The 15,595-nt window shown below is 70.6% G+C and carries 19 protein-coding genes and 1 riboswitch; of the genes, 10 read left to right on the top strand and 9 right to left on the bottom strand.

The window, feature by feature from the left end; all coding sequences use genetic code 11:
• Positions 1–26 precede the first annotated feature (26 nt).
• A complete protein-coding gene (locus ACFC96_RS07930) occupies positions 27–974 on the bottom strand; it encodes a glucosyl-3-phosphoglycerate synthase (protein WP_376610844.1) in 948 nt (315 codons plus the stop codon).
• 180 nt (positions 975–1,154) lie between these two features.
• Positions 1,155–1,286: riboswitch (SAM riboswitch) on the top strand.
• Between the two features lie 17 nt (positions 1,287–1,303).
• Between ACFC96_RS07930 and thrC the strand changes: the two genes are divergently transcribed.
• From thrC to ACFC96_RS07905, 5 genes are all read left to right on the top strand, one after another.
• Positions 1,304–2,590, top strand: a complete 1,287-nt coding sequence (gene thrC, locus ACFC96_RS07925) for a threonine synthase (RefSeq protein WP_376260534.1) — start codon at positions 1,304–1,306, stop codon at positions 2,588–2,590.
• A gap of 47 nt (positions 2,591–2,637) precedes the next feature.
• On the top strand, positions 2,638–2,913 hold the full coding sequence (locus ACFC96_RS07920) for a MoaD/ThiS family protein (protein ID WP_100595710.1): 276 nt from the start codon (positions 2,638–2,640) through the stop codon (positions 2,911–2,913).
• A 451-nt stretch (positions 2,914–3,364) separates the two neighbouring features.
• Positions 3,365–3,568, top strand: coding sequence for a cold-shock protein (locus tag ACFC96_RS07915; RefSeq protein ID WP_005315736.1), 204 nt, complete (start codon positions 3,365–3,367; stop codon positions 3,566–3,568).
• Positions 3,569–3,888: 320 nt separating this feature from the next.
• Positions 3,889–5,514 (top strand): chaperonin GroEL, encoded by a 1,626-nt coding sequence (groL, locus tag ACFC96_RS07910; protein ID WP_376260533.1) that lies wholly within the window; start codon positions 3,889–3,891, stop codon positions 5,512–5,514.
• Between the two features lie 154 nt (positions 5,515–5,668).
• A complete protein-coding gene (locus tag ACFC96_RS07905) occupies positions 5,669–6,379 on the top strand; it encodes a DUF6215 domain-containing protein (RefSeq protein WP_376610842.1) in 711 nt (236 codons plus the stop codon).
• Between the two features lie 199 nt (positions 6,380–6,578).
• Here ACFC96_RS07905 and ACFC96_RS07900 read toward each other — a convergent pair whose 3' ends face one another.
• Entirely contained in the window at positions 6,579–6,875 is a 297-nt protein-coding gene (locus ACFC96_RS07900; RefSeq protein WP_376227071.1) for a hypothetical protein, read from the bottom strand.
• A gap of 58 nt (positions 6,876–6,933) precedes the next feature.
• Positions 6,934–7,746, bottom strand: a complete 813-nt coding sequence (locus ACFC96_RS07895) for a hypothetical protein (RefSeq protein WP_376610840.1) — start codon at positions 7,744–7,746, stop codon at positions 6,934–6,936.
• A 142-nt stretch (positions 7,747–7,888) separates the two neighbouring features.
• On the opposite strand from ACFC96_RS07895, the gene ACFC96_RS07890 reads away from it, so the two are divergent.
• Positions 7,889–8,161, top strand: a complete 273-nt coding sequence (locus ACFC96_RS07890) for a hypothetical protein (protein WP_376227075.1) — start codon at positions 7,889–7,891, stop codon at positions 8,159–8,161.
• Positions 8,162–8,327: 166 nt separating this feature from the next.
• Here ACFC96_RS07890 and ACFC96_RS07885 read toward each other — a convergent pair whose 3' ends face one another.
• Both ACFC96_RS07885 and ACFC96_RS07880 read right to left on the bottom strand, forming a co-directional pair.
• Entirely contained in the window at positions 8,328–8,537 is a 210-nt protein-coding gene (locus tag ACFC96_RS07885) for a DUF397 domain-containing protein (protein ID WP_376610838.1), read from the bottom strand.
• Positions 8,512–9,357, bottom strand: coding sequence for a helix-turn-helix domain-containing protein (locus tag ACFC96_RS07880; protein ID WP_376610836.1), 846 nt, complete (start codon positions 9,355–9,357; stop codon positions 8,512–8,514). The genes ACFC96_RS07885 and ACFC96_RS07880 overlap by 26 nt, the downstream gene beginning before the upstream one ends.
• Positions 9,358–9,397: 40 nt before the next feature.
• Between ACFC96_RS07880 and ACFC96_RS07875 the strand changes: the two genes are divergently transcribed.
• The gene (locus ACFC96_RS07875; RefSeq protein WP_376610835.1) at positions 9,398–9,691 is read left to right on the top strand and encodes a hypothetical protein; all 294 of its coding nucleotides are present in this window, start codon (positions 9,398–9,400) and stop codon (positions 9,689–9,691) included.
• Positions 9,688–9,891, top strand: a complete 204-nt coding sequence (locus ACFC96_RS07870) for a hypothetical protein (RefSeq protein WP_376260523.1) — start codon at positions 9,688–9,690, stop codon at positions 9,889–9,891. Before ACFC96_RS07875 ends, ACFC96_RS07870 begins: the two co-directional genes overlap by 4 nt.
• Positions 9,892–10,016: 125 nt before the next feature.
• Here the strand turns inward: ACFC96_RS07870 and ACFC96_RS07865 are convergent, their stop codons facing one another.
• From ACFC96_RS07865 to ACFC96_RS07855, 3 genes are all read right to left on the bottom strand, one after another.
• Positions 10,017–11,555, bottom strand: coding sequence for a PTS transporter subunit EIIC (locus tag ACFC96_RS07865; RefSeq protein ID WP_376260521.1), 1,539 nt, complete (start codon positions 11,553–11,555; stop codon positions 10,017–10,019).
• A gap of 93 nt (positions 11,556–11,648) precedes the next feature.
• Positions 11,649–12,602 (bottom strand): N-acetylmuramic acid 6-phosphate etherase, encoded by a 954-nt coding sequence (gene murQ, locus ACFC96_RS07860; protein WP_376610833.1) that lies wholly within the window; start codon positions 12,600–12,602, stop codon positions 11,649–11,651.
• A gap of 63 nt (positions 12,603–12,665) precedes the next feature.
• Entirely contained in the window at positions 12,666–13,586 is a 921-nt protein-coding gene (locus ACFC96_RS07855) for a MurR/RpiR family transcriptional regulator (protein WP_116512367.1), read from the bottom strand.
• Positions 13,587–13,709: 123 nt separating this feature from the next.
• Here ACFC96_RS07855 and ACFC96_RS07850 point away from each other — a divergent pair, with 123 nt between their 5' ends.
• Positions 13,710–14,078: a hypothetical protein gene (locus tag ACFC96_RS07850; protein ID WP_376260517.1), complete on the top strand. Its 369-nt coding sequence runs from the start codon at positions 13,710–13,712 to the stop codon at positions 14,076–14,078.
• On the top strand, positions 14,075–14,350 hold the full coding sequence (locus ACFC96_RS07845) for a DUF4031 domain-containing protein (RefSeq protein ID WP_376260515.1): 276 nt from the start codon (positions 14,075–14,077) through the stop codon (positions 14,348–14,350). Before ACFC96_RS07850 ends, ACFC96_RS07845 begins: the two co-directional genes overlap by 4 nt.
• Here the strand turns inward: ACFC96_RS07845 and ACFC96_RS07840 are convergent.
• Positions 14,298–15,533, bottom strand: a complete 1,236-nt coding sequence (locus ACFC96_RS07840) for a Cmx/CmrA family chloramphenicol efflux MFS transporter (protein WP_376610976.1) — start codon at positions 15,531–15,533, stop codon at positions 14,298–14,300. The genes ACFC96_RS07845 and ACFC96_RS07840 overlap by 53 nt on opposite strands.
• Positions 15,534–15,595 lie beyond the last annotated feature (62 nt).

Here is a 15,595-nt window from a genome sequence, read left to right as displayed (position 1 = left end):
TAGGCAAAACATACGATTGCCCCCGGCTACGCCACGCGGCGCTCCGTGTACTCGGTGATTTCGGTCATCGGGGGGCGTTCCTCGGTGTCCACGGTGTGCGTGCGCGGCTCGAATCCCTGTTCCCCGCGCTCGAACTGGGTGAGCACCGGACGTACGAGGTGCCCGCGCGCGAGGCGCAGCTGCGCGGTGCGGTAGATCGCCGCGGCCATCCGGCCGAGCGCCTGCCCGTCCTGGTGCCGGTGCTTGCGCACCCCCACGTCGACCTGCCCGAGCGCGTCGAGGCCCACCGTGTGCAGCGCGTCGACGAGAAGACCGAGCTCGACTCCGTAACCGACGGGGAACGGCAGGCGCTCCAGGAGCGATCTGCGGGCCGCGTACTCGCCGCCGAGCGGCTGCACGAACCCCGCGAGCAGCGGCCAGTGCAGATTGAGGAGGGGGCGCGCCACCAGCTCCGTGACCCGGCCCCCCTGGCCGGCGGCGGACCCGAGCGGGCGGTCGTACATCGCCTTCACGAAGTCCACGCCGGGATCCGTGAGCAGCGGGCCCACGATCCCCGAGACGAAGTCCGCGGAGAACTCCTTCAGGTCCGCGTCGACGAAGCAGACGATGTCGCCGCCCGTCGCGAGCAGCGAGCGCCACAGCACCTCACCCTTGCCGGGCACGGCCGGGATCCTCGGCAGGATCGCGTCCCGGTGCACGACGCGCGCTCCGGCGGCCCGCGCGACCTCGGCCGTGCGGTCCGTCGAGCCCGAGTCGATCACCACCAGCTCGTCGACCAGCGGCACCCGCTCCGTCATCAGGGCACGCCGGATCTCGGCGACGATCTCGCCGACCGTCTCCTCCTCGTTCAGTGCGGGCAGCACCACGCTCACCGAGGTGCCCGAGGCCCGCTTCGCGGCGATCAGCTGAGGGAGCGGACGGTCCGACACCGACCAGGAACGCCTGCTCAGCCAGCGCTCTACTTCTTCCAGCACGGTGCGCGGCTCCTCACTGTCTGAACTGTCTGATCACGAACTGTGATCCATCTCGCGGTTCGGACGACTATCTCAAGCGTCCGGGCCTTCGGTTACAGTCTTGAACAACGCCGGTGACCATCGCATGTCGGGGTCGCCGCCGCGCTTGAGTGATCAAGCGCCAGTACAACAACCGAATAGCGCTCATCCAGAGGGACAGAGGGATACGGCCCGTTGAAGTCCCGGCAACCCTCCCGCCGACCTTGTCGAGGTCCAGGTGGGGAAGGTGCCAATTCCGTCTCGTGGCGAGATGCGCCGCGAGGAAGATGAGGAGAAAGGGCCTCGCCATCATGGCTGCGCAGACTGTCGCCACCACCACTTCCGTTGATCTGGGACCCGCCTCGGCGCTTTCCTGCCGCGAGTGCGGCACCAGCTTCCCGCTCGGACCGATCTTCGCCTGTGCCGAGTGTTTCGGGCCGCTCGAAGTCTCCTACGACCTGCCGGTCGGCGACCCCGAGTCGCTGCGCAAGGAGATCGAGGCCGGACCCGCCAACATCTGGCGCTACGCCCCTCTCCTGCCCGTCCCGGCCGACGTCGCCGAGAAGCCGAACCTGAACCCCGGCTGGACCAAGCTCGTCAAGGCCGACAACCTCGCCCGTGAACTCGGCGTGGAGCAGGGCAAGTTGTTCGTCAAGGACGACTCCGGCAACCCCACGCACTCCTTCAAGGACCGCGTCGTCGCCCAGGCCATCGAGGCCGCCCGCGCCTTCGGCTTCACCACCCTGTCCTGCTCCTCCACCGGCAACCTCGCCGGCGCCGTCGGCGCCGCCGCGGCCCGCGCCGGCTTCCGCTCCTGCGTGTTCATCCCGCACGACCTGGAGCAGGGCAAGGTCGTCATGGCCGCGGTCTACGGCGGCGAACTCGTCGGCATCGAGGGCAACTACGACGACGTCAACCGCTTCTGCTCCGAGCTCATCGGCGACCCGCTCGGCGAGGGCTGGGGCTTCGTCAACGTCAACCTCCGCCCGTACTACGGCGAGGGCTCCAAGACGCTCGCGTACGAGATCTGTGAGCAGCTCGGCTGGCGGCTCCCTGACCAGCTGGTCATCCCGATCGCGTCCGGCTCCCAGTTCACGAAGATCGACAAGGGCCTCCAGGAGCTGATCAAGCTCGGCCTCGTCGAGGACAAGCCGTACAAGCTCTTCGGCGCCCAGGCCGAGGGCTGCTCGCCGGTGTCCGTCGCCTACAAGGGCGGCCACGACGTCGTGCGGCCGCAGAAGCCGAACACGATCGCCAAGTCCCTGGCCATCGGCAACCCGGCCGACGGCCCGTACGTCCTCGACATCGCCCGCCGCACCGGCGGCGCCGTGGAGGACGTCAACGACGAGCAGGTCGTCGACGCGATCAAGCTCCTGGCGCGGACCGAGGGCATCTTCGCGGAGACCGCGGGCGGTGTGACGGTCGGCGTGACGAAGAAGCTGATCGAGGCCGGCCTGATCGACCCGACGCTCACCACCGTCGTCCTCAACACCGGCGACGGCCTCAAGACCCTCGACGCGGTCGCCGAGACGTCCCAGGCGACCGCCACCATCCGCCCGAGCCTGGACGCGTTCCGCGACGCGGGCCTCGCCCACTGAAGACCCGCGCACTCCCGCGACCCCCGCACGGAAAGGCTGCAGCCCCCATGAGCGTCAACGTCCGCATCCCCACCATCCTGCGCACCTACACCGGCGGCAAGGCCGAGGTCGCCGCCGAGGGCGCGACCCTCTCCGAGGTCATCGCCGACCTGGAGAAGAACCACACGGGCATCGCGGCCCGCGTCCTGGACGACCAGGGCAAGCTGCGCCGCTTCGTGAACGTGTACGTCAACGACGACGACGTGCGCTTCGAGCAGGGCCTGGAGACGGCGACGCCGGCGGGCGCGGGCGTCTCGATCATCCCGGCCGTCGCCGGAGGCTGACCGTCGGGCACCGTGCCGGCGGCTGATCGCCCGGCCTTGCGAGGCCACACAGAGTCACCTGAATTGCCCCCTCCGCGAGAGAAGCGGAGGGGGCAATTCTGCAGGGTTGAGCGCGGTAGAGTTGGGAAGCGAGCTTCGCGCCTGTGCCGAGCGCATATATGAAGTCGGCCGCCGTCCGACAAGAAGCAGCCAAAGTGCCCAGCCCTTATCGGGTGTTCGTGGCATTTGTCGGGCCCGAGTTGCCCCGGAATCCAATGACTCCGCCGCTTATTACCGCTCTGCCGTGCCCAGAATTCTCGTCCGATTGACCTGTTGCAGACGGCAGTTGGGCAGATACATTCAGCCGCGGTCGACGCGTTCCGGCGCACACCTCCAACCAATGGGGCGTGAGGTCTGACCCGGGTCCGCGAAGTGCGGGCCTGTGCAAGGGCCAGTAATAGGGGAGTTAGTCATGGCTCAGGGCACCGTCAAGTGGTTCAACGCGGAGAAGGGGTACGGCTTCATCGCGGTCGACGGTGGTGCGGATGTATTCGTCCACTACAGCGCCATCCAGATGGACGGATACCGCACCCTTGAAGAGGGTCAGCGAGTCGAATTCGAGATCTCGCAGGGCCAGAAGGGTCCGCAGGCGGACATGGTCAAGCTCGCCGTCTGATCTCGGCGCGATCGGCCACCGACACACTCACGCCGAGAGGCCCGTACCCCGCGAGGGGTACGGGCCTCTCGTGCGTGCGCGCGCGGTCCGCGCGCGCCGCCCGCGGGGACCGCGCGTCTGCCGGAGGCGCTTGCACTCTCCTAGGTCGAGTGCTAATCATTGCGTTAGCACTCTGAAGGTGAGAGTGACAGAACTTGGATCGGGTCGGTGAGGCTCGCAGGCCGGGTGGGGCAAGGAACCACACGGCACGCAGGCCGTCCGTCGCGGGCACCAGCACGGTCCGTTTTGCGTTTCCACCCCGTCCGGGAGGACCACTTCACATGGCCAAGATCATCGCGTTCGACGAGGAGGCACGGCGCGGCCTCGAGCGCGGCATGAACCAGCTCGCCGACGCCGTCAAGGTGACCCTGGGCCCCAAGGGTCGCAACGTCGTCCTCGAGAAGAAGTGGGGCGCCCCCACGATCACCAACGATGGTGTGTCCATCGCCAAGGAGATCGAGCTCGAGGACCCGTACGAGAAGATCGGCGCCGAGCTGGTCAAGGAGGTCGCGAAGAAGACGGACGACGTCGCCGGTGACGGCACGACGACCGCGACCGTCCTCGCCCAGGCGCTCGTCAAGGAAGGCCTGCGCAACGTCGCGGCCGGCGCCAACCCGATGGCCCTCAAGCGCGGCATCGAGAAGGCCGTCGAGGCCGTCTCCGCCGCCCTGCTCGAGCAGGCCAAGGATGTCGAGACCAAGGAGCAGATCGCTTCCACGGCCTCCATCTCCGCCGCCGACACCCAGATCGGCGAGCTCATCGCCGAGGCGATGGACAAGGTCGGCAAGGAAGGCGTCATCACCGTCGAGGAGTCGCAGACCTTCGGTCTCGAGCTTGAGCTCACCGAGGGCATGCGCTTCGACAAGGGCTACATCTCGGCCTACTTCGCCACCGACATGGAGCGTATGGAGGCGTCGCTCGACGACCCGTACATCCTCATCGTCAACTCCAAGATCGGCAACGTGAAGGACCTCCTTCCGCTGCTCGAGAAGGTCATGCAGTCCGGGAAGCCGCTGCTGATCATCGCCGAGGACGTCGAGGGCGAGGCCCTGTCGACCCTGGTCGTCAACAAGATCCGTGGCACCTTCAAGTCCGTCGCCGTCAAGGCCCCGGGCTTCGGTGACCGCCGCAAGGCCATGCTCGGCGACATCGCCATCCTCACCGGTGGCACCGTCATCTCCGAGGAGGTCGGCCTCAAGCTGGAGAACGCCGGTCTCGACCTGCTCGGCCGCGCCCGCAAGGTCGTCATCACCAAGGACGAGACGACGATCGTCGACGGCGCCGGTGACAGCGACCAGGTCCAGGGCCGCGTCAACCAGATCCGTGCCGAGATCGAGAACTCGGACAGCGACTACGACCGCGAGAAGCTGCAGGAGCGCCTGGCGAAGCTCGCCGGCGGTGTTGCGGTCATCAAGGCCGGTGCCGCGACCGAGGTCGAGCTCAAGGAGCGCAAGCACCGCATCGAGGACGCCGTTCGCAACGCGAAGGCGGCCGTCGAGGAGGGCATCGTCGCCGGTGGCGGCGTGGCCCTGCTGCAGGCCTCCGCGGTCTTCGAGAAGCTCGAGCTCGACGGTGACGAGGCGACCGGCGCCAACGCCGTGAAGCTCGCGCTGGAGGCCCCGCTCAAGCAGATCGCCGTCAACGGTGGTCTCGAGGGTGGCGTCGTCGTGGAGAAGGTCCGCAACCTTCCCATCGGCCACGGCCTGAACGCCGCGTCCGGCGAGTACGTCGACATGATCGCCGAGGGCATCCTCGACCCGGCGAAGGTCACGCGTTCCGCGCTGCAGAACGCCGCGTCCATCGCCGCGCTGTTCCTGACCACCGAGGCCGTCATCGCCGACAAGCCGGAGAAGGCCGCCGCGGGCGGCGCTCCGGGCGGCATGCCGGGCGGTGACATGGACTTCTGAGCCTGACGGTTCAGCCTGTCCTTTCCGAGGGCGGCACTCCTCTTCCCGGGGGGTGCCGCCCTCGGGCGTTCCCCGGTCGGTTCTCCTTGTCCGCCCGGTGATCACGGGTTAGATTCCCCGGGCATTTGTCAGGTGATCGGGGCGGGTGGGGGACATGGCCGACAGTGACGACGTGCCCAAGAAGGGCATGAACGCGTGGGGACAGGCGATATCGGCCGTGGCGCTGGTGGCCGCGCTCGCCATCGGGTTCTGGGCGATCGCGAAGACGGACGCCGAGAGCAGCGCCGAGCCGAAGCCGGCGACCTGCTCGGGCGGGGAGGCCGAGAAGGGCGCGAAGGCCGGTGAGGCGGCGGGGCGGGTCTCCGGCGCGCAACTGTGCGCAGTGCTCAACCGGCGGGACCTCGCCGACCTGCTCGGCACGCCGACGGAGATCGCGAAGTCCGCGTCGGGCAGCGGCAGTTCGATCAGGACGGCCGGTGGGCGCGAGATCTCCACGCCCTCGGCGCGGGTCGAGTTCGAGACGTACACCGTGACGCTGGAGGGCACCTACGACGGCCGTCCGGTCGCCGACACCGCCGGCCTCTTCGGGGACACGCAGAAGCGGCGGACGTTCCTGGGCCGCCGGGCGGTCCTCTACTCGGACCGCACCATCAGCATCAGGTTCCGCCTCGACGGCAGTGATTCGAGCAGCGCTCCCGGGGTCCCGGCCCGTGTTCTGTCCGTCGCGCAGGACGCGCAGGACAAGGGCGGCTCCTTCGAGCTGACGCTGTGGCGATCGGACGGCGCGGTGCCGGACGACACGGTGCTGTTCCAGGTCGCCGAGAAGGTGCTGCCGAGGATCCCGGGGTGGGCGCCCGCCCAGTGACGGCCCGCGTCCCGCGAGAGGATCCGCCGGACAGGTCCTGGGGCCTGTCGTCCGGATCATGCCGGGCTCGCGGGCGCCGGCACCGCGCCTCGCGGCGTTGTCGTCGGTCGCCGACGCTCAGCGTCGGCTCCTCCCTCCGCCTTGCGACGCACGGCGGAGGGACCAGCTCCCTGATCCGGCCTGATCCGGACGAAAGGCCCTAGCCGCGCTGAACCGGCGACTCCTGGTAGCTGGTCCAGGCCTCTCGGCCGGCCTGGGCCGCGCTCTGCGCGGCGGTCTGCGCCTGGTGGAGGGTGCGGGTCGCCAGCTCGGCGGGCGGCACCTCCCAGCTGCCGGTCCAGTTGCGGCCCGCGCGCGCCAGCTCGTAGACCAGGACGCCGACGCCCGCCGCGGCGGCGAGCATGCCGATGCCGGTCAGCACGGCGCCGGTGGCCAGGCGCCGCTGGTCGGGGCGGAACTCGGTCCAGGAGATCTTCGAGAACGTGCTCTCAGCCATGAATTCAGGATGCGGGACGGCGGAGCGGGGCGCATGTGGAGCGCGTGTCCGCAGGGCGTCAGCCCAGCATGGGGCCGTCGAACTCGGGCACGGGGGAGGTCTGCCCGGCATCGGGGACCGTCACCCGGACGGGCTTGCCGTGCTGCGACAGCGACAGCGTGACGGTCATGCGGGCCCCGCCCAGGTTCAGGTCCGTCCGGGCGCGGGCGATGCGGCCCCTGCCGTCGATCCAGGCGTCGGCGAACACCGGCAGGTCGCTGCCGAGGTAGTCCCTGGCCTCGTCGACCTTGTCGCGGATCTTGGAGGTCGTCCGCAGGGTCAGGGTGGCGTGCCCGAGGGTGCCGCGGTAGTGCGTGACGGGGACCTTGCCGAGGGTCTCGGTGCCGCTCTCGGTGACCTGACGCATCGCGGAGATCTGTTCGAGGACGTACTCGGGATCGTTGAGCGGGGCGCGCAGCATGGCGTGCGCCTTCGCCGTCGAGCGGGAGGTCGAGCCCCAGCCGTTCATGGCGAGGTCGCCGGTGCCGCGTACGTAGACCGTGTCGTCGGCGAAGACCTCGTCGATCCTGCCCGTGGGGCCCCCGGGCATCCGGACCGAGAGCGCGCCGCGGTCGGCGTCCAGGTCGAAGCCACCGGTGATGTCGATCCGGTAGGTCCGGCCCTGGCCGTCGGAGATCTCGACGTTCTGCCGCGTCTGCGCGGAGGTGGCGCGGGTGGCTTCGACCGCGGCGCGCACGGCGTCCCTCGGGGCGGTCTTCGCGGCCGCGCTCTTCGTGGCGGAGCCGTCCCCGGCGTCGTCGTGCGAGGCGCAGCCCGCGCACAGGACGGCGGCGGTCACGAGGGCAGCGGTGAAAGACAAGGGGGCGCGCATGGATGCTCCGGCGTCGGTCGTACGGCCGAAGTAGGTGCGCGGCCTGTGAAGGTGGTTGTGGCTTGAACGATATCGCGGGGCATCGGGGCTCGCGGACGGTGCTCCGGGGTGACCTGACGCGGCGGCGTTCGTTGACCCGGGCATGACGATGAACATGCCCGTGCGGGCTTTGGTGACAGGGGTGTTGGCGGCTTCGGCGGTGGCGGGGGTGTTCGCCCCGGGCGCGTACGCCGCCGATCCGGAGCCCCCGCACCAGACAGTGATCATGTCGAACGAGGAGGCGGAAGCGGCCGGCCTCGTGTCGCCCGGTTTCGCGCCGTCCCCGTGCTACGAGCCCGGGGTCTACTACTTCGGGAGCGCTTCGCCGCCGGCGCCGTCCGGATCCGCACCCGGCTGGTGCGGCCTGCGGCTCTGACCCGCCCCCCGCGGACGGGACGTCAGCGGGTGCGCATCGCCGTACGGATGCGTCCCGCACAGGTGCGGACCGTCTCCGGGGCCGCACAGGGAGGGGAGGTGGGTCGAAACCCGCCTCCCCCTCCTCGAAAGCGGGACTCGGGGCCGAGGCTTCGGGCGGGGTCCGGTCAGCGTCGGCGCAGGCCGTCGATGAACGCGGTCCAGGCCTCCGCCCGGAGCACGAGCTTCGGGCCGTCGGGGTTCTTGGAGTCGCGGACGGGGACGAGGCCGGGGTGGTCGTGTGTGACTTCGAGGCAGTTGCCGCCGTCGCCGGCGCTGTAGCTGGATTTGTGCCAGCTGACCGAGGTGAGATCAGGCCCGGGGTTCGCGATCTTCATGCGTGTAATCCTCTGCCACTGAAGAGATCAGGGCCAGGGACTGCCTCGGGGTGAGTGCGTTGGCCCTCAGTAGATCGTAGGACAGTTGGTGGCGGGCAACCGTGGCCGGATCGTCCAGGAGTAGGCCGACGGCGGGGGCCTCGATGTAGGTGAGCGGGGGTGCGTCGTCGAAGTGCATGAGCTTGAGCGGGCCGTGTAGAGAGGCGTGGCCGCCCGCCGTGAACGGGAGCACTTGGACGACGATCCGACGCTTGCGCATCAGGTCGGCGATGTGGCGCAGATTATCGGCCATCACAGCGGCCCCGCCGACTCGTCGGCGCAATGCGGCCTCGTCCAGAACGGCCCACAACACAGGCTTTGTTGGATTGTCGAGGAGGCGAGTGCGCTCCATGCGGGCGGTCAGGAGCTTCTCGATGACCTCGTCCGGCGCTGTGGGCTGGAAATCGAGGAAGACTGCGCGGGCGTAGCCCGGGGTCTGGAGCAGGCCGGGGATGAGCATCGCCCCGTACTCCAGGATCGAGGTCGCCAGGGCCTCCGCCTCGGCCGTCTCCGCAAACTGAACAGGGTGCTTCGACTCGTTCGCCTTCACGCCGTGCCGGACGAAGAACCCCGCCGTCCCCAGCGCCTCGTCCAGCCGTTCCGCCATGTCCGGCAGGATCCTGCGCGTACCCGCCTCCATCTGGCCGACGTACGACCCGCTCACGAACAGCAGCTCGCCCAGGGCCTGTTGAGTGAGCCCGGCCCGCTCTCTCGCGTGGCGGAGTTCCTCGCCGACCATGACGCGGCGGGAGACGGGGTCGAGGTCCTTCGGTCCGGTCACGTGCATCGACTCCCAGGGCAACAAAGGATTTGTTGGGCCGGTGGCTCTGGAAAGCGTAGAGCCGCTCCCGTCACGCTGGGTGGCGAAAGCGGAACTTGGCGTGAAGGAGCGGGCGATGGTGGTGCGGGACGCGGAGCGGCTGCGGGTGGTCGAGGAGACCATCGCGCAACTGCGGGCCGAACTCGGTGTGCTGGGCGTGCTGCTGCCGTCCCTGCGGGTCGACCCCGTGTCGGCGGCGGGAGAGGTCGGCTACCCGCTGGTGGACCTGGGATGCGTGAACCTCGACACGGCGATGCGGCTGGCCGCCGTACTGCACGACCGGCGCGGCGTGTGAACGTCGGCGCGTACGTGGTCGACGTACGGGACGGACGCGTCGGGCAGGTCATGGGACGTGAGGGCGGTTACGTGCAGTTGCGGCCGCCCGGCGGCGGGCGCGAGTGGGACTGTCCGCCGGAGGCGGTGGAGCCGGCGCCCGTCGCGGAGGAGCTGAGGGCGCGGGTGCGGGTGGTGAACCGGGAGGGGCGACTGCCCTGATCGGTGACGCGCCTCTTCAGGCGCGGGGTTGAGGCTGCGCACTGCCTCCTGCCGGGCGGCGTACAGGAAAGCTGAGAGCCGGGGCCCGTGCGGGCCCCGGCTCTCAGGGGGAAGCGCGTGGCCGGTCAGACCTTCGCGGGTTCCTTCGGTTCCGTCGTGCCCGCGGGGGCCGGTGCCGGTGCCGGGGACTCGCCCGCGGCGGCCTGGGTGTCCACGTTCAGGTCCACCAGCATCTGCTTGCTGAAGCCGAAGAAGTACGTCGCCACGAAGCCCACGATGTAGCCGACCAGCAGGCCCGCGCCGTAGATCGCGACCGTCGTGCCGAGGCCCTTGTTGCCGTCGAGCAGGGGGAACAGGGCCCAGCCCGAGGGACCGATCGCCGTGGAGCCGACCTTGTCGCCGATCATCGAGAAGAAGCCGACGAACGCGCCGCCCGCCGCGCCGCCCACGCACGCCGTGATGAAGGGGCGGCCGAGCGGGAGCGAGACACCGTAGATCAGGGGTTCGCCGACGCCCAGGAAGCCTGCGGGGAGCGCGGACTTGATCGTCGTACGGATCGACTTGTTGTGCTTGAGGCGCTTGAACACCGCGATCGCACAGCCGACCTGGCCCGCGCCCGCCATCGCCAGGATGGGCAGCAGGACCGTGTAGCCCTGCTGCTCGATGAGCGTGGTGTGGATGGGGATGAGGGCCTGGTGCAGGCCCAGCATGACCAGGGGGAGGAACAGGCCGCCGAGGACGAGGCCCGCGAAGGCGCCCGTGTTGTCGAGGAGCCAGTTCGCCGCGGTGCCGATGCCCGTGGAGATCTCACCCGCCACGAACATCAGGCCGAAGATCGTGACCAGGCCGGAGACCAGGACCGTGAGGGTGGGCGTGACCAGCACGTCCACCGCCTCCGGGACCCACTTCCTGCACCACTTCTCGATGTATGTCGCGAGGACCGCGGCGCCCAGCGCGCCCAGCACGCCGCCCTGGCCGGGCGACAGCTTCTGGCCGAACGCCTCGATGTTCGCGACGCCCGCGTACACGATGATCGCCGCGACCGCGCCGCCCAGGATCGGCGTACCGCCGAACTCCTTCGCCGTGTTGTAGCCGACGAACACCGCGATCAGCGCCATGAAGCCGGAGGCGATGGCGGCCAGGGCGGGGGTGACGCCCGGCAGCCAGTGCAGGTTGATCAGCAGGCCGTTGATGCCGGCGATGATGCCGCAGCCGATCAGCGCCGGGATCAGCGGCACGAAGATGTTCGCGATCCGGCGCAGGAACAGCTTGAACGGCGTCGCGTTCTTCGCCTTGCGGGCCGCCCTCAACTCGGCGCCCTGGGCGGCGAGCTCGTCCGCGGTGACCGCGTGCGGCTCGGGTGCGGCGGCAGGGGCCGCGGGTGCGGCGGCGGGTGCGGCGGCCTTCCCCTCCTCGACCAGGGTCTCGAACTCCGGGGTGACCCGGGCGACCTTTCCCGGTCCGAGGACGATCTGGTACGTCTCGTCGTCGACCACGCCCATGACGTCGGGGAGCGCCTTCAGCGCGTCCTCGTCGACGAGCGCGCGGTCGGCCAGGCCGAGGCGGAGCCGGGTCATGCAGTGGGCTACGGACGTGATGTTCGATGCGCCGCCGACGAGAGGAAGGATCGCGGCGGCCGTGGCGCGGTTCTTTGAGTCAGCCATGGGTCGTGGTGCCTTGCTGTGCGTGGTGCGTGGGGGGTGGAGCAATACGGGACTGCGGGACTGCGGGACTGTGTGGGCCGGGGGACTGCGGGACTACGCGGTCGTGGCCGAGGCCTGGAGCGCGGCGCGCAGATGGCCCTTGCTGTCGGTCAGGAGGCGGGCGGCCGTCGGGCCGTCGACCGAGCCGAGGATCACGAGGATGGCGTTCTTCACCTCCCCGTCCGTCGCGGCGAGCGCGGCCTCGATGTCGGCGTCGTCCGCGCCGGTGGCCAGGGCGACGATCCGGCGGGAGCGGGCGCGCAGCTTCTCGTTCGAGGCGCGTACGTCCACCATCAGGTTCCCGTACGTCTTGCCGAGCCGGATCATGGTGATCGTCGACAGCATGTTGAGGACGAGCTTCTGGGCCGTGCCCGCCTTCAGCCGGGTCGAACCGGTGAGGAGCTCGGGACCGACGACGACCTCGATGCCGTGGTCCGCGGCCGCCGCGAGCGCGCTGTCCGCGTTGCAGGACAGGCCGATCGTGAGGGCGCCCCGCCCGCGTGCGTGCTCGACGGCGCCGATCGCGTACGGGGTGCGGCCCGAGGCCGAGATGCCGACCACGATGTCGTCCGCCGTCAGACCCAGCGCGTCCAGGTCCTCGGCCGCGAGCTCCTTGGAGTCCTCGGCGCCCTCGACCGCCTTGATCATCGCGCTCGGGCCGCCCGCGATCAGACCGACGACCTCGCTCGGGTCGGTGTTGAACGTGGGCGGGCACTCGGACGCGTCCAGGACGCCGAGCCGGCCGGCCGTGCCCGCGCCCGCGTAGACGAGGCGGCCGCCGCGGGCCATCCGCTCGGCCGTGCCGTCGATCGCGGCGGCGATCTGCGGGAGCTGCTCGGCGACGGCGGTGGGGACGCTCGCGTCCTCGCCGTTCATGATCCGCGCGATCTCCTGCGTCGACAGCTGGTCGATCTCGGAGAGCTCCGGGCGGAACGCCTCCGTGGTGAGCGTGGCGAGCTGGGCGCGCAGTTCGCTGTAGTTGTCGGCGGCGTCGGTCGTGGAGGTCATGACGTGTGCGGCTCTTTCCGGTGCGGCGATGGGGGCGGAAGAAGGAGGGCGGGCGCGCGTCGCCTAGCGGGAGCCGCGCGGCGTGTGACGGTGCGCGAGCGCCTCGTACGACGCCGACAGGGCGGGGGCCGCCGTCTCGTACGTACGCTGCGCGACGCCCACGAACAGACAGTCCACGACGAGCAGCTGGCTCGTGCGGGACGACATCGCGGCCGGCCGCAGCTCGCTCTCGCGCGCTGTGGACGTGGTCAATATGTGGTCGGCGTACTGCGAGACCGGGCCGTCGGGGCGGCCGGTGATCGCGATCGTGGCGGCCCCGTGCTCGAAGGCGACGCGCAGCGGTTCGATCACGTCGCCGGTCGACCCGGAGTGCGTGATGGCGATGGCGACGTCCTTGGCGCGCAGCTGCACGGCGTTGGTGATCGCCAGGTGCGGGTCGCCGTGGGCGTGGGCGATCAGCCCGATGCGCAGGAGCTTCTGGGCGAGGTCCTGGCCGACGAGGCTGGACGCGCCGATGCCGTAGATGTCGATGCGGCGGGCGCCCGCCAGCGCGTTCACGGCCGCGCCGAGCTGCACGGTGTCGAGGCCGGCCGCGGTGTCGGCGAGGGTCTGCTGCTCGTCGTACGCCAGCTTCGCGACGACGTCGGCGATGGGGTCGTCGACCGCTATGTCCGCGGTGACGGCGGGGGCGCGGCCCGACTGCTGCTGGGCGGCGAGCCCGGCGAGGGCGAGGCGCAGGTCCCGGTATCCGGGGTAGCCGAGGAGGCGGGCGGTACGGACCACCGTCGCCTCGCTGGTGCCGGTGAGCTCGGCCAGGCCGGTGACCGTGAGGGCCGCGCAGCCGGCCGGGTCGCCGGCGACGGCTTCGGCGACCCGCTGCATGGAGCGGGTCATCGACGGCGCGAGGGTCCGCACCTTGGCCGCGAGGGCGGCCGGGGCGGGCGGCGCGTCGCCTGCGAAAATTTCCTTCACATTGCTGGTCACATTTGAAAGATATTTTCAGGGAGGTGAGACGTCAAGAGTCCTTCGACTGTGCCGTTCGGCACGTCACTCCGGGTCCTTCGGACGTTCTGGGAGCCCGCACGCCGAGGGAGCACAATGGGCTGCATGGACCACATCAGCCCTCTCGAACAGGCACTGCACGCGGCCCGCGCCCTCGTACTCGCCGACCTCGGCTCCGGTGAGGTCGCCCACGCCGACGTCGTCTCGCTGGTCGAGGACTCCATAGTGCACCGGCGCTGGTGGGTCGAGCAGTGGCCGGAGGGGGTCGACTACGTCGCCGGGCTCGTCGCGCAGGACGTCCAGGACGGACTCCTCGAACGCTCCGGCCGCTGGCCCCTGTGCCCGGTGTGCGGCTCCGGCGAACCCCACGCCCTGGACGTGGAACCGGAGTTGGGCCCCGACCCGCACTGGGTGTGCAGCGAGGCGGGCGTGGTCGTGGCGCCCGTGGGGTCCCTCGGCAGCGTCGCGCGATGACCGTCTACATCGATCCGCCGACCTGGCCCGGCCACGGGCGCATGTGGTCCCACGTGGTCAGCGACGTCTCCTTCGACGAGCTCCATCTCTTCGCCGAGCGGCTCGGCGTCCCGCCCCGCGCCTTCGAGCGCGACCACTACGACCTTCCGTCGCACCGCTACGAGGACGCGGTGCGGGCCGGGGCCGTGAAGGTCGGCTCGAAGGAGCTGGTGCGCAGGCTCACCGAGGCGGGGCTGCGGAGGCCGAAGGGGCGCCCTGTGGTGGGGAGTTGAGGTCCTTGGGGCCGGACGACGCCACGAGCTTCGTGGCCGAGCCGCGGTGCAGGCGCAGGGACACCGCCGTCGCGCCGATCGCCGTCACCGTCATCGCCGCGCCCGCCCACGCCGTCGCCGGGTAGCCGAGCCCCGCGTCGATCACCGTGCCGCCGAGCCACGGCCCGCCCGTGTTGCCCAGGTTGAACGCCGCCGTCGTCGTCGCCCCGGCGAGCGTGGGGGCCGCGCCCGCCACGTTGAACATGCGGGCGTTCAGCGCCGGCGCCGTGTAGAACGCCGAGAAGCCCAGCAGGAACGACAGCACCACCGCCGCCACCGCGAACCCGCCGAGCAGTGCCAGCGCCACCAGGAACACCGTGGACGCCGTGATCCCGCTCAGCAGCACCCCGAAGAGATGCGCGTCGGCGACCCGGCCCCCGACCGTCGTGCCGACGAGCGCGCCGACGCCGAACAGCGCGAGGACCGTCGGCACCCAGCCCTCGTCCAGGCCCGCCACATCGGTGAGCAGCGGCGACAGATAGCTGAACGCGCAGAACACGCCGCCCGCCGCCAGTGCCGTCACCGTGATCGACAGCCAGACCTGGCTGTCCCGGTAGATCGCCAGTTCGCGCCGCGGCCGCGGCCTCTGCGCCGGGAGCGGTATCCGCGGGATCAGCGCCACCACCCCCACCAGCGCGATCGCCGACGCCGCGCCCACCGCCCAGAACGCCGCCCGCCAGCCCAGACCGTCACCGAGGAACGCGCCCGCCGGGACGCCCAGCACGTTCGCGATGGACAGACCGCCGATCATCACCGCCATGGCCCGCGCCCGCTGGGTCACCGGCACCATCGCGATGGCCACCGCCGCACCCACGGCCCAGAACCCGGCGCAGGCCAGCGCGCTCACGATCCGCGACGCGAACAGGACCGCGTAGGTCGGCGCCAGCGCGCCCGCGACCTGGCCCAGGCCGAACACCGAGATCAGCGCGATGAGTGTGGTGCGGCGCGGCAGGCGCAGCGTCGCCACGGCGAGCAGCGGCGCGCCCACCACCATGCCGATCGCGAAGGCCGATATCAACAGGCCCGCCTGCGGGATCGTGACGTCCATGTCGTCGGCGATCGCGGGCAGGATGCCGGACAGCATGAACTCGGACGTGCCCAGCGCGAACACCGCGAGGCCCAGGATGTAGACGGCCGGCGGCATACGGGTGGGGGTACCCGCGGCAGTGTCTTCGGCGGTGTCGTCGGGAGCTCTTCGAGCAGAGT

The sequence above is a fragment of the Streptomyces sp. NPDC055955 genome (genome assembly GCF_042270245.1).
Lineage (GTDB): Bacteria > Actinomycetota > Actinomycetes > Streptomycetales > Streptomycetaceae > Streptomyces.
The sequence above is the reverse complement of the archived record's forward strand: the minus strand, read 5'-3'. Positions and strand labels throughout refer to the sequence as shown.